Origin of the sequence: Paenibacillus haidiansis (assembly GCF_036553665.1) — a bacterium.
Lineage (GTDB): Bacteria > Bacillota > Bacilli > Paenibacillales > Paenibacillaceae > Fontibacillus > Fontibacillus haidiansis.
Genome location: NZ_JAZHPZ010000012.1, coordinates 81,365 through 95,055, shown reverse-complemented (window position 1 = coordinate 95,055; position 13,691 = coordinate 81,365). Strand labels below are relative to the sequence as shown.

General features: G+C 57.1%; 10 protein-coding genes and 1 pseudogene. 1 reads left to right on the top strand and 10 read right to left on the bottom strand.

The genetic code is table 11. The features are described 5' to 3' along the window. Nucleotides 1-249: 249 nt before the first annotated feature. The 7 genes from argH to argC form a co-directional block, all read right to left on the bottom strand. Complete coding sequence (gene argH, locus V3851_RS20000) at nucleotides 250-1,665, bottom strand: argininosuccinate lyase (RefSeq protein ID WP_331848330.1); 1,416 nt, start codon at nucleotides 1,663-1,665, stop codon at nucleotides 250-252. Nucleotides 1,666-1,690: 25 nt separating this feature from the next. Continuing rightward, entirely contained in the window at nucleotides 1,691-2,926 is a 1,236-nt protein-coding gene (locus V3851_RS19995; protein WP_331848329.1) for an argininosuccinate synthase, read from the bottom strand. 41 nt (nucleotides 2,927-2,967) lie between these two features. Beyond that, a complete protein-coding gene (argF, locus tag V3851_RS19990; RefSeq protein ID WP_331848328.1) occupies nucleotides 2,968-3,930 on the bottom strand; it encodes an ornithine carbamoyltransferase in 963 nt (320 codons plus the stop codon). Beyond that, nucleotides 3,927-5,180: an acetylornithine transaminase gene (locus V3851_RS19985; protein ID WP_331848327.1), complete on the bottom strand. Its 1,254-nt coding sequence runs from the start codon at nucleotides 5,178-5,180 to the stop codon at nucleotides 3,927-3,929. Before V3851_RS19985 ends, argF begins: the two co-directional genes overlap by 4 nt. Nucleotides 5,181-5,345: 165 nt before the next feature. Further along, on the bottom strand, nucleotides 5,346-6,188 hold the full coding sequence (argB, locus tag V3851_RS19980; RefSeq protein ID WP_331848326.1) for an acetylglutamate kinase: 843 nt from the start codon (nucleotides 6,186-6,188) through the stop codon (nucleotides 5,346-5,348). Nucleotides 6,189-6,226: 38 nt separating this feature from the next. Further along, nucleotides 6,227-7,462 carry a bifunctional glutamate N-acetyltransferase/amino-acid acetyltransferase ArgJ gene (gene argJ / locus V3851_RS19975; RefSeq protein ID WP_331848325.1) on the bottom strand — a complete coding sequence of 412 codons (1,236 nt, stop codon included), beginning with the start codon at nucleotides 7,460-7,462 and terminating at the stop codon, nucleotides 6,227-6,229. Nucleotides 7,463-7,499: 37 nt separating this feature from the next. Beyond that, a complete protein-coding gene (argC, locus tag V3851_RS19970) occupies nucleotides 7,500-8,552 on the bottom strand; it encodes an N-acetyl-gamma-glutamyl-phosphate reductase (RefSeq protein ID WP_331848324.1) in 1,053 nt (350 codons plus the stop codon). Between the two features lie 295 nt (nucleotides 8,553-8,847). Between argC and V3851_RS19965 the strand changes: the two genes are divergently transcribed. After that, on the top strand, nucleotides 8,848-10,566 hold the full coding sequence (locus V3851_RS19965; RefSeq protein WP_331848323.1) for a zinc ribbon domain-containing protein: 1,719 nt from the start codon (nucleotides 8,848-8,850) through the stop codon (nucleotides 10,564-10,566). Nucleotides 10,567-10,636: 70 nt separating this feature from the next. Here the strand turns inward: V3851_RS19965 and V3851_RS19960 are convergent, their stop codons facing one another. From V3851_RS19960 to prfB, 3 genes and pseudogenes are all read right to left on the bottom strand, one after another. Next, the gene (locus tag V3851_RS19960; protein WP_331848322.1) at nucleotides 10,637-11,293 is read right to left on the bottom strand and encodes a hypothetical protein; all 657 of its coding nucleotides are present in this window, start codon (nucleotides 11,291-11,293) and stop codon (nucleotides 10,637-10,639) included. 190 nt (nucleotides 11,294-11,483) lie between these two features. Then, nucleotides 11,484-12,331, bottom strand: a pseudogene (locus V3851_RS19955) (YitT family protein). A 159-nt stretch (nucleotides 12,332-12,490) separates the two neighbouring features. Further along, nucleotides 12,491-13,601, bottom strand: a protein-coding gene (gene prfB / locus V3851_RS19950; protein ID WP_331848321.1) for a peptide chain release factor 2 whose coding sequence is annotated in 2 segments (ribosomal slippage) — nucleotides 12,491-13,528 and nucleotides 13,530-13,601 — 1,110 coding nt in all. Because the reading frame shifts where the segments join, the coding sequence is not laid out codon by codon here. Between the last annotated feature and the right edge of the window lie 90 nt (nucleotides 13,602-13,691).

Here is a 13,691-nt window from a genome sequence, read left to right as displayed (position 1 = left end):
CCCCCAAGATGACTTTCATGATTGTCAGACTCTATGGATGCCCGCAAGTTTTCCTCCTTTTTAATAAAATCGCCTCGTTTTCACGGGACATTGCCATGAGCAATCTATCTAATATTTCGACAATATATGACGTTATTTTTATAATTAAATGAAAGTTTATGAAAATTAACATATTTTTCATATAAAAAAATAAAAAACAGCCCTCGTTACTCACCAAACGAGAGCTGTAATTTCATTTTACTTGCGGAATTATTTGCTTTTTTCGGTGTACTCCTTCACCCACTCGGCGGTGAATTGAAGTTTGTCCTCCGCCCGGGCGATCGCCGCGGCCACCTGTCCGGAAGCCGTACCGCCGTAGACATTCCGTGCATTGACCACGGTTTCGGGCTGAAGCACCAGATAGATGCTCTCATCGAACAGCGGCGAGAACTTCTTAAATTCCTCCAGCGTCAAATCGAGCAGGAATTTCCCGTTCTCGATGCAGTACAGAACCGTTTTGCCGATGACCTCATGCGCCTGCCGGAACGGCAGCCCTTTGTTTGCCAGGAAGTCGGCGATATCCGTCGCATTGGAGAAATCCTTGTTCACCGCTTCGCGCATGACCCCGGCGTTTACCTTCATCGTCGCGATCATCGGCCCGAACAATTGCAGTGCTCCGCGTAGGGTTTCCACCGTGTCGAACATGCCTTCCTTGTCCTCCTGCATGTCCTTGTTGTAGGCCAGCGGCAACGATTTCAGCACGGTCAGCAGGCCCATCAGATTGCCGTAGACGCGGCCGGTTTTGCCGCGAACCAGCTCCGGCACGTCCGGGTTTTTCTTCTGCGGCATGATGCTGCTGCCGGTGCAAAAGGCGTCGTCCAGCTCGATGAACCGGAACTCGGTGCTGCTCCACAGGACAAGCTCTTCGCTGAGCCGCGACAGATGCATCATCAGAATCGAGGCGTCGGCGAGGAACTCGATGATAAAGTCGCGGTCGCTGACCGCATCCAGACTGTTCTCGTACACCGCGTCGAAATGGAGCTGCTCGGCCACGAAATGACGGTCGATCGGGAACGTCGTTCCCGCCAGCGCTCCGGCGCCGAGCGGCAGTACATTGATGCGCTTGTAGCTGTCCTGCAGGCGCTCGATGTCCCGCTGGAACATCGAGACGTAAGCCATCAGATGATGGGCGAACAAAATCGGCTGCGCCCGCTGCAAATGCGTATAGCCGGGCACGATCGTCTCCTGGTTCGCTTTCGCTTGTCCGATCAGCGCCTCCTGCAAATCGTGCAGTAAGCCGGTGAACTCGACCACCCGCTTGCGCAGGTACAGATGCATATCCGTCGCCACCTGGTCGTTCCGGCTGCGCCCGGTATGCAGCTTGCCGCCTACGGGACCGACTTCTTCGATCAACTGCTTCTCAATATTCATATGGATATCTTCATCCGAGACGGAGTATTCCAGCTCGCCCCGGGCGATTTTGTTCAGCACGGTGTGCAGACCATCCTTGATTTTCTCGACATCCTCTTCCGGAAGGATGCCGCATTTCCCCAACATCGTCACATGCGCGAGGCTGCCCTGCACATCTTCTTCCGCGAGCGCCTTATCAAAGCCGATCGAAGCGGTATACTCTTCCACCAACCGGTTCGTCTGCTTTGTAAAACGTCCGCCCCACAGCTTGCTCACTTGACCCACTCCTTATTTGCCATTCCTATTGATTGCTCTGTGCCACACCGGCGCCGACCTTCAGGCGCAGCGCATTCAGGCGGATAAAGCCCGTAGCGTCGCCTTGGTCATAGGCTTGCGTCGGATCGGCTTCCATCGTCGCGATATCCGGGTTGTACAAGCTCACCGGACTCTTCACGCCGGCTGCGATGATATTGCCCTTATACAGCTTGACGCGGACCGTGCCGGTCACATTCTTCTGGCTCTCCGTCACGAGCGCCTGCAGGGCCAGCCGCTCTGGCGCGAACCAGAATCCGTTGTATACGAGCGTGCTGTAACGGGTGATCAGGCTGTCGCGCAGGTTCATCACTTCGCGGTCCATCGTCAGCGATTCCATTTTACGGTGCGCCGTGAACAGAATCGTGCCGCCCGGCGTTTCATATACGCCCCGGCTCTTCATGCCGACGAAACGGTTCTCGACCATATCCACGCGGCCGATCCCGTGCTTACCGCCCAGCTCGTTCAGCTTCTCCATCACACGGAGCGGGTCCAGCTGCTCGCCGTTCAGCGCTACACAATTGCCTTGCTCAAATGTCAGCTCCAGGTATTCAGGCTGGTCCGGAGCATCCTCCGGCGAAGCGCTGAGCAGGAACATATCCTTGTTTTCCGGCGCCGAAGCATCAAACCACGGATCCTCCAGCACGCCGCTCTCGTAGCTGATGTGCAGCAGGTTGCGGTCCATGGAGTAAGGTTTGGCCGCCGAGGCGGTAACCGGGATACCGTTCGCTTCCGCGTAGGCGATCATTTCGGCGCGGCCCGGGAAACGGTCGCGGAATTCTTGCAGGCGCCAAGGCGCGATCACCGAGATTTCCGGCGCGATTGCGGCCGCCGCCAGCTCGAAACGCACTTGGTCGTTGCCTTTTCCGGTGGCGCCGTGGGCGATCGCCGTCGCGCCCTCGGCGCGGGCGATTTCCACCATGCGCTTGGCAATAAGCGGGCGGGCGATGCTTGTGCCGAGCAGGTATTGCCCTTCATAAAGCGCACCCGATTGGAACATCGGGAAGATAAAGTCTTTGGCGAATTCTTCGCGCAAATCATCGATGTATACTTTGGAGGCGCCGGTTTTCAGCGCTTTTTCCTCCAGGCCGTCCAGCTCTTCCTTCTGCCCGATGTCGGCCGTGAAGGCGATAATTTCGGCGTCATAAGTCTCTTTCAGCCATTTCAGAATGACCGACGTATCGAGACCACCCGAGTACGCCAGTACGATTTTTTCTTTTGCCATGATTGATGATTCCTCCTAAAAAAGAGTAAGAATGGTCTAATTTATCCCATCAGGGCCGCCATCAGCGCTTTTTGCGCATGCAGCCGGTTTTCCGCCTGGTCAAAAATAATCGAATGTTCGCCGTCGATCACGCCTTCGCTGACTTCCTCGCCGCGGTGGGCGGGCAGACAGTGCATGAACAGATAGTCCGGCTTGGCGTGTTTGGCCAGCTCTTCGTCGACTTGGTAGGACGCGAACGCGATTTCGCGCGCCTTCTGCTCCTCCTCGAAGCCCATGCTCGCCCATACGTCCGTATAGATGACATCGGCGTCCTTCACCGCGGCCTTCGGATCGCGGACCACTTCGATCACCGCGCCGGTCGACTTGGCGATGTCCTGCGCTGCTGCAACGACCTGCGGGTCGGGCTCATAGCCTTCTGGCCCCGCTACCGACACGTGTACGCCGAGCTTCGCCCCGCCGATCATGAGCGAATGCGCCATATTGTTGCCGTCGCCGATATAGGCCAATTTTAAGCCTTGCAAAGCGCCTTTGTGCTCGTAGATGGTCTGATAATCCGCCAGCACCTGGCAAGGATGAGCCAGATCGCTAAGCCCGTTAATGACCGGAACAGTCGAGTACTTCGCCAGATCCACAACTTTGTCGTGACCGAAGGTACGGATCATGATTCCGTCCAGGTAGCGCGACATAACGCCGGCCGTATCGGCGATCGTCTCGCCGCGGCCGAGCTGAATATCGTTCTTGCTCAGGAATAGGGCGTGCCCGCCCAACTGGTACATGCCGACTTCGAAGGACACGCGCGTCCGGGTCGACGATTTCTCGAAAATGAGGCCGATGGTCTTGCCCTTCAGCGGCTGATAGACCTCGCCGTTTTTTTGTTTGGCCTTGATCTCGATCGCCAAGTCGATCAAGTATTTAATCTCTTCACTTGTGTAATCGTCCATCTCGAGAAAATCTCTTCCGCTGAGATTGATGCTGTTGCTTTTGATTTGCTCGGTCAAACTCATAGATTGCTCTCCTCCTTCGCGGTATAGGCGGCGATCAAGGCGGCCAGCGTATCGACGGCCTGATCGACTTCCTCCCGGGTCACGTTCAAATTCGGCAGCAGGCGGATAACATTCGGCCCGGCCGTGACGAATAACAGTTTATTTTTCTGGCCGGCCGTTACCAGCTCGGCGACCGGTCCCTCGCATTCGATTCCAATGATCAGTCCAAGGCCGCGGACTTCCTTCACGAACGGTTCATCCGCAAGCGCCTCGCGCAAGCGGCCGATCAGATAGCTTCCCGTAACCGCGGCCCGCTTCGGCGTGTTTTCCTCCAGCATCGTTTCGATCGTCGCCACGACCGCCGACGCCGCTACCGGGTTTCCGCCGAACGTCGAGGCATGGGTTCCCGGCGTGAACGCTTCGCGCAGGTATTCCTTCGCCAGCATCGCACCCGCCGGAAGACCGCTGGCTATGCCCTTGGCCGCCGTGAAAATATCCGGCTCAATGCCGTACTGCTGATGCGCGAACCAGCTGCCGGTCCGGCCCATGCCGGTCTGCACCTCGTCGATGATGAGCAGCAGCCCTTCCGCCTTGCACAGCGCCGCTAGCTCCTGCACGAAGCCGCGATCGACCGGATACACGCCTCCCTCGGCCTGCACCATCTCCAGCATCACGGCCGCGGTATTCGGACCGATCACCGCCTTCAGGGCGTCCAGGTCGTACAGCGGCACGGTGACGAAGCCGGCGGGCAGCGGCAGGAAGCCGTCCTTGACCTTTTGCTGGCCGGTCGCGGTCAGCGTCGCCAGCGTCCGCCCGTGGAACGATTGCTCGAAGGTGATCACTTCGTACCGGTCCGTCCCGTTCACCTTCTGGTGATAACGGCGCGCCAGTTTAATCGCCGCTTCGTTCGCCTCCGCCCCGCTATTGCAGAAGAACACCACGTCCGCACAGCTCACCTCGGTGAGTAAACGGGCCGCTTTTTCCTGCTGCGGAATTTGGAACAGGTTCGAGACATGCCACAGTTCGTCGAGCTGAGCCTTTACTTTGTCTTTCACCTTTTCCGGCGCATGCCCCAGGTTGGTTACGGCGAGCCCGCTCATAAAGTCGAGATACCGGTTGCCCTGGTCGTCCCACACCCAACTGCCGTGCCCTTTTACCAAACTGATCGGATAGCGGGCGTAGGTGGAGAAGAGCGCGCTTTTCGTTTCGTTATCGGTAGCCGCACCGGCGGTTCCTTGTTTATTCTGATAATCGCTATGGGCTTGAGCCATCCTTTTCAACTCCTATCGGTTAAGATTGAGCTTCCCGTCGGATTATCCCAATGAAGAAATCCTGCTCCCGCTTCATCGGCGGTTTTCATTGGTTTCCAACCTCGCTGTATCTTCAGGTCTTGTCTGTGTTCGTTCATTGGACTTTTTCCAATGAATCTTAGCTTACTACATGCGCACGATTCTGGTCCCGATCGCTTCGCCTTTAAGCACCTTGCCCAGCACGCCCGGCTCGCTGCCGTCGACGATGACGACTTCATTGACCTTGCCGCTGATGCAGGCGACCGCCGCGCGGACCTTCGGAATCATCCCGCCGTAAATTTCGCCCGTCTGGATCATATCCTCGATTTGCTGTACGGTTGCGGTCCGCAGCACTTTTTTCTCGCCGTTGATCGATTTCAAAATGCCCGGCACATCCGTGACCACGATCATCTGCTGCACGCCCAGCACCGAGGCTACCGCCCCGGCCGCCGTATCGGCGTTGATATTGTAGCGTTGCCCGTCAAGTCCGATCCCGACCGGTGCGATGACCGGCATAAAACCGAGCTTCACCACGCCTTCGATCAGGGCCGCGTTGATGCCGGCCACTTCGCCCACCAGGCCGACCTCGGCTGCGTTCGCCACCGGTTTGGCCTGGATCAGATTGCCGTCCACGCCGGACAGGCCGACCGCCTTGCCGCCGGATTGTCCGATGCGACGGACTATTCTTTTGTTGATGCTGCCGGCGAGCACCATTTCCACCACATCCAGCACCTGTTCGGAGGTATATCGCAAACCGTTGACAAAGCGGGTTTCGATCCCGAGCTTTGCCAGATTATCGGAGATCGCCGGGCCGCCGCCGTGCACGATTACAGGTTGGATGCCGTTCTCCTGCAGCCCCGCCAAATCTTCGTAAAAAGACTCCGGCAGCTCCTCCAGTGTGCTTCCTCCGCATTTCATTACAAATGTGCGTTTGGAGCTTAGCCCCAAGCCGACGGCGGACAACTGGCCGCCTTCCAATACGATTCTCATCTTAACGCTCCTCTCCAAATGTGGATCCTTATATAAATTTAAGTGCGGTATGCCGCGTTGATTCTTACATAGTCATAGGTCAGGTCGCAGCCCCAGGCCGTCGCGCCGCCTTTGCCGTTATGCAGGTCGATATGGAAGACAACCGTGTCGCCTTGCAAATAGGCGAGGGCTTCCTCCTCGTCGAACGGAACCGGCCGGGAGCCGGACAATACGACGATGTCGCCGAGCCGGATATCCACGGTATCCGGGTTCACCGGCTCCCCGGCGCGGCCGACCGCCGCGATGACGCGGCCCCAGTTGGCGTCGGCCCCAAACACGGCCGACTTCACCAGGCTGGAGCCGACCACGGTCTTGGCGATCCGGCGGGCGGACTCGTCGGTGACGGCGCCTTCCACCGTCACCTCGACGAGGCGAGTGGCGCCTTCGCCGTCGCGGGCGATCGCCTGCGCGAGCGTCTCGCACACGTGCCGGAACGCGGCCGCGAACGCCTCCCAGTCGGGATGGCCCGGCGCGAGCGGCCGGTTGTCCGCGAGGCCGCTGGCCATCGCGAGCAGCATATCGTTCGTGCTCGTATCGCCGTCGACCGTGATCATGTTAAAGGTCACGTCGGTCGTCGCGCCGAGCAGAGATTGCAGCGCCTGCGGCTCCACCGCGGCGTCCGTGGTCACAAAGGCGAGCATCGTCGCCATGTTGGGGTGGATCATGCCGGAGCCTTTGGCGGCGCCGGCGATCAGCACCTCGCGGCCGTCCACCGCGAGGCGGACGCACACCTCTTTCTTCACCAGGTCGGTGGTGAGGATCGCCTGGCAGAACTGCTCCGCCCCCTCGCCGTCCACAGCCACCGCCGCCGGCAGCCCGGCGATCCCGCGCTGGACGCGGTCCATCGGCAGCAGTTCGCCGATGACGCCGGTCGAAGCGACGGCGACGTAATGCTCGGGCAGCCCGAAGGCTTCCGCCGCCGCGACCCGCATGGCGTAGGCGTCGGCTTCGCCCTGCTGCCCGGTGCAGGCGTTGGCGTTGCCGCTGTTGACGACGATCGCCTGCAGCTTCCGCCCCCCCGACGCGATCGATTCCCGCGTCACCTTCAGCGGGGCGGCCTGGAACACATTCGTCGTATAAACGGCCGCCGCCACCGCCGGCACCTCGCACACGATCGCGCCGAGATCGTTGCGCGTGGTTTTTTTCAAGCCGCAATGGAGCCCTCCTGCCTGAAAGCCCTTCGGCGAGGTAATGGAGCCTTCCGGCGCTACGCTGAACAAACTAACTACTCCCATGACGTTCTCCTTTCGTTTTTACAAGCGGCTTTATCTTCTATGGATACACCGGACTCAGCATTAACCCCGTCGTTTCGTCCCAGCCCATCATCAGGTTCAAATTCTGGATCGCCTGGCCGGCGGCCCCTTTCACGACATTGTCGATGACCGAAATGATCGTCAGCCGCCCGGTCCGGGGATCGACGGCAAAGCCGATATCGCAATAATTCGAGCCGAACACTTCTTTGGTAGCCGGCCATTTTCCGGCCTCGCGGATGCGGACGAATTTCCGCCCTCCGTAATACTCCCGGTACAGCCTGATCAGATCCTCTTCCGTATACGCTCCCTTTAAGCTTGCATACATCGTGCTCATAATTCCCCGCGTCATTGGCGTCAAATGAGCCGTAAAGGTGACAGTCACCGGCTCGCCCGCGACCTGCGACAGGCATTGCTCCACCTCGGGGATATGCTGGTGCTTATTGACTTTATATACTTTCAAATTCTCATTGATTTCGGCAAAATGGTTGGTCAGGCTAACGCCTCTCCCCGCTCCCGATACGCCGGATTTGGCGTCGATAATGATCGTTTTGGGATCGATCCAGCCCGCTTTTAACGCCGGGATCAGCCCCAGCAGCGTCGCGGTCGGGTAACAGCCGGGATTCGAGATGAAGTCCGCGCCCTTTACGTCCTCGCCATGGAGTTCGCACAAGCCGTAAACGGCCTGCTCCAGCAGCTTCGCATCCGGCGCTTCGTGTTTGTACCAGGCCTCATACACCGAGCCGTCCTTGATCCGGAAGTCCCCCGAAAGGTCGATGACTTTTAGTCCGGCAGCCAGCAGCTCGGGAACCAGCTTGCCGCTTACGCCCGAAGGTGTAGCCGTGAACACGACGTCCGCCTTCTCCGCAATGGCCTGCGGATCGACACCGTCCAGATTTTGCGTCATGATTTCCGTCAGATGGGGAAACCCTTCCGCGATCGGTACCCCCTCGCTGGATGATGAAATGACCGAGGCAATCTCCACCATCGGATGCCCCAATAAAAAACGAATCAGCTCCACTCCTCCATACCCAGTGGAACCGACGATGGCAACTTTTAATTTTCCTCCACTCACTGGCTGACCTCTCTTTCTCCTCTCCAGGATGAATCGCGGTTTATAATCCGGATGAAATATACCGAAAAGTAATTACGTATTATTATACATTCATATTAATATATATACAATGCGAATTTTCTGTCTAAATTTGTATGAGCTTTTGGGAATATGTCATATTTTGCGTTGACTTATTTACAGAAAAGAATCTATTCTGGAGATATCTGTACATTACATATTTTGGAGGGGTCGGATTACATATGGTTTTACGCAGCAGACCTCCCTCCCGGGAACGAACGGAAGGAGCGTTAAGCCAATGAAGTATTGCAGTGAATGCGGGGCCAAGCTGGAGAGCAATGTAAAGTTTTGCTCGGAATGCGGGACCCGTATTGAACCGAAGCCGGACGTGGAAAAGAATGCGGAGGCCGCGAACGAGCCGGTTCCCGTGTCTGTGCCCGAGTCCGGGCAGATAGCAGAGCCGCCTTCCGGCGGGCAAGCACCGGAACCGGTTGCCGATCTGCCGGTTAAGGAGCAAGAGCCCGAACCGGTATCGGACATGATGACCGATCCGCCGGTATCAGGGCCGACTTCCGAACTGCCAGCAAGCCCCGAAACATCCGTACCGGCTCTAGAAACGGCAAGCCCCAATCCGCCAAACGGGCCGGTATCCCAACCCGTTCCCACCATGCAGCCCGCTCCGGCGCAGCCTGCCGCTACGGGAACTAAAGAGCAAGGGGCGTTCTTACGGTGGATTCAGCGCCATAAGTGGCCGGTCATCTCCGTCGCCGCCGCAGCCTTGCTGGTCCTTATTGGCCTGTTCTTCATCAGTACGTTATTGGGCGGCAGCGGCCAATTGGCCGACAAGTTTGAAAAAGCGGTCGAAGCCGGCGATGCCCAGGTCCTGGCCTCCATGTTGAAGCCGGGAGAACAAAAGCTGGTTGTGAATAAAGAGACGGTCCGGCCGCTTCTCGATTTATTGCGTGAGGATGAGCTGCTGCGAGCGCAGGTCGTCGATGAGATCGAAGCCCAAATCGAAATGCACAAGAAAGAGAACGGGGCCCGGGTCGCCGATGTGTACGCAGAGTCCATCATCCAAGTGAAAAAAGCGGCCAAACAGTCTTTTTTGAAAGCCGATTATGAACTGGTTGTTGTTCCTTGTTATGCCAATGTCAGCACCACCTACCCGGATACCAAAATCCTGGTCAACGGCAAGGAATTCTTCACTACCGACGAAGAGTTTTCTTATGATGAAATCGGCCCGCTGATGCCGGGAAAAGCCACAATCAAGGCCCAATTCGACGGCAAATACGCCTCCCTGGCAAAGGAAGAGACCTTGACCTTGTCAAATCCGCTTGAGTACTATGACGTCAATCTCGATTTGGAGGGCGAAACGGTTTATGTCAGCTCGAATTACGATGAAGCCGCTATTTACATTGACGGCGAGGATACCGGATTGACGACGAGCGATTATGAGGGGATCGGGCCGATTTTGCTGGACGGCAGCAGCAAGGCATATGTGCAGAAGGAATTCCCTTGGGGTACAGTTAAAAGCGAAGAGCTCCCGATCGATTCCGAGGACATGCAAATCGATATCGCCCCCGAGAACGACCAATTCCGGGATTCGATTCAGACGGCCGTCCAGACCTTTTATCAGGAATTTTTAAACGCGTTGAATACCCAGGACACCTCGGCAATGACCCATGTGTCCAATGCGGCCGAGGGTGAAGTTGCCCCCATCATTCAAGAAATGAAAAACAGTAATTTAACCTACAGCGGAAAACTGACCAAGATTATCTTCGACATGGACAGTATCGAATTTACCGGCTGGGGCGATGATTACAGAGCCAATGCGAGCATTCAAGTGCACTATACTCAAACAGTGACCGATAATGCCGATTCGACGAACACCATGACGGAGGACATCGTTTCCAACGAAACGTTCCAATTGACCTACGAAAACGACCAGTGGATCGTAACGAGTATATACGAGGACTACTCTTTTGATGCTGGAAATTCCGAGGAAGTACTGATGTAAGTATTAAAAAAACAACAAGGGCAAGCGCCTGCCTATGGCGCTTGCCCTTGTTGTTCGTGATACGGTCGCATTACTCCGTTCCGTCTATTTTCGCTTGCAGCAGCTCGATCAGCCGGTCGCCCATATTGGCGAAGCCGCCGCCGGGGCCGCCTGCTTCGGGAGCGCCCTCGGGTCGCTCGCCAGCCTCAGCCGCGTCAGGCGGCTGCACTTCGCCGCCCTCCGGGGCTTGGCCTTCTCCGCCTTCCGGAGCGCCTCCTGGACCGCCCTCACCCCGATTGGGGCGATCTCCACCCTGACCGCCGGGCATCTGCTCAGCCGCCTCCGTCAAGAAGGCCTGCTGCTCCTCGGTGAGCAGCGCGGTCAGGCTTGCGTCACTTTCTTCAGTCAGCTCGTTCGCCGTCACCGCTTCCTGCACGATCGGCAGCATCGATTCCGCCTGCACCTTCGTAATCCCCAGCCCTTCTTGCTCATCCATTCGCAGGAGGGAAGAGAAGGTGCGCATCATCTTCATTTGCCCTTCGTCCATCCCCTGGCCCGGACCTTGAGCCGCGTCATCAGCCGACGCCTGGCTCGTCTCTGTATTTGTGCTCGTGTCCGTGCCTGCATCCGCCGCAGCTTGGCCGCCATTACCGGCATTCGATGAGACCGCGGCTTCATTGGAGCCGCATGCGCTCAGTAAGAGCAGAGCTATAATGCTTACAGAAGCAAGCTTTGTGAAATGGTTCATAATCTATCCGTTCTCCTGTTCTTCCACCTGTATTTGGATTTGACTCTTCCCCATCATAAAGTCCAAACCTTAAACAGGCCTTAGCGATAACTGAATGTATCCTTAGCGCTTGCTGAAAAAAAGAAACACCCGCTTCCGGACGTCCGGGTAGCGGACGGCTTTAGAAACGGGCCGATAAATCGTATAATGCTCAGCTTTTCTTGAAACCTTCGCCCAGCGCCTCATGGGCATTCGTGATCACGACAAACGCCGAGGGCTCCAGCGTCCGTACCAGCGTCTTGAGACGGGTCACTTCGCTCTGCCCGACGACGACCATCAGTACGGTTCGGTCATCCCCCGTATAGCCGCCCCGAGCGCTCAGCTTGGTCAGGCCTCTGTCCAGCTCGGACAATACCGCCTGCGAAATGGCCTCGGTATTTTCCGCGATGATATAGGCCACCTTCGTATAGTTGAAGCCGAGCTCAATCATGTCAATGATCTTGCCGGTTATGTACAAACCGATCAGTGCGTAGAGCGCTTTTTCCATAGACAAGGTAAAGCCCGCGAGCGCGATTACCGTTCCGTCCATCAGCACGACACAGACGGAAAGGCTCAGCCCGCTGTATTTCTGGATGATCTGGGCCAGCGTGGACAACCCCCCCGTGGAGCCCCGGCCCCGGAAAACAATGCCGAGCCCCAGGCCGACGCCGATCCCGCCGTACAGCGATGCGAGCAGCGGGTCCGTAGTCGGAACCGGAAAATCCTTGGTTAGAAACACGAATAACGGAAGTATGACGGTTCCCAGCAGGGAACGGATGGCGTAATTCCGGCCAAGCAGCCAAAATCCCGCAATAAACAGCGGTATGTTTAAGGCCCACTGCGTATAGGCCGGTTCAATACCGAACAGCGACTGCGTAATGACGGACAGACCGGACACTCCGCCCGAGGCGATATGGTTCGGCACCAGAAACAAGTTAAAAGCCAGCGCGGTAATGAACGAACCGACGAGATCATCAGCGTGTCGATCGTGGTCCGGACCGGGCCGGTGACAGGAATCATTTCATTCAATCTGCGTTTGCGGGTTTTGGTCGGCACCGCTAGCCCCTCCTTACTGATTCAAAAAAATTCCTACACCAGTCGGATGCATCCGGCGTATAAGAAGCCTTTAGCTCCTGTTACGTCCGGAATTCCGCGGTGTAGGAATGGGTTCTATTTTACTTACGCTTCGGTCTTGATCTGGCTCCGCAGGTACCCGTCGATAAACGCATCGAGGTCGCCGTCCATCACGGCGCCGACATTCCCGGTCTCCACCGAGGTGCGATGGTCTTTGACCATGCTGTACGGGTGGAATACGTAAGAGCGGATCTGGCTGCCCCAGGCGATGTCGGACTGCTCGCCGCGAATCTCATCGATCTCCTTCTGCTGCTCTTCGAGCTTGCGTTCGTAGAGCTTGGAGCGGAGCATCGTCATCGCGCGTTCGCGGTTCTTGATCTGCGAGCGTTCGTTCTGGCACGTCACCACGATCCCGGTCGGCAAGTGCGTAATCCGCACGGCCGAATCCGTCGTGTTGATGTGCTGTCCGCCCGCGCCGCTCGCCCGGTACGTGTCGATCTTGAGATCCTCGGTACGGATGTCGATCTCCACGTCGTCGGTAATTTCCGGTACGACGTCGCAGGAGACGAAGGACGTATGTCTGCGGCCCGAAGAGTCGAACGGCGAAATCCGTACCAGCCGGTGGACGCCCTTCTCAGCTTTCAGGTACCCGTAAGCGTTGTAGCCCTTAATCAGCAGGGTGACGCTTTTGATGCCCGCCTCGTCGCCGGGCAGGTAGTCGAGCGTCTCCACCTTGAAGCCGCGTTTCTCCGCCCAGCGGGTGTACATCCGTAGCAGCATCTGGCCCCAGTCCTGGGATTCGGTGCCGCCCGCGCCCGGATGAAGCTCCAGGATCGCGTTCATTTTGTCGTAAGGCTGGTTCAGCAGCAACTGCAGCTCGAAATCCTCCAGCTTCTTGACGAGCGCAGCCACCGATGCGCCGATTTCCCCGGCAAGGGACTCGTCGCCTTCCTCCTCGGCCAGCTCCGCCATCATCTCGGCGTCGTCGTACTCCTGCTGCAAGGCATTGTACTGATCCACCGAGGATTTGACGGCATTCATCTCGGCAATGAGGCTCTGCGCCTTGTCGTTGTCATCCCAAAAATCGGGCGCGGCCATCTTTTCCTCATAGTTGGCAATCATTTCCTGTTTTAGGTCCAAGTCAAAGAGACCCCCTAAGGTTGATTAATTTTTGGGCTATTTCCCGCATATCATGTTTGACGTTCGGATCGATCATGCTGTAAAACCACCTCTCTAGGTAAATAGTATGACAGAAGAAACGGGGATGCCATCCATGAAGGCCCCCCGCTTTGATTTTTAAATTCCG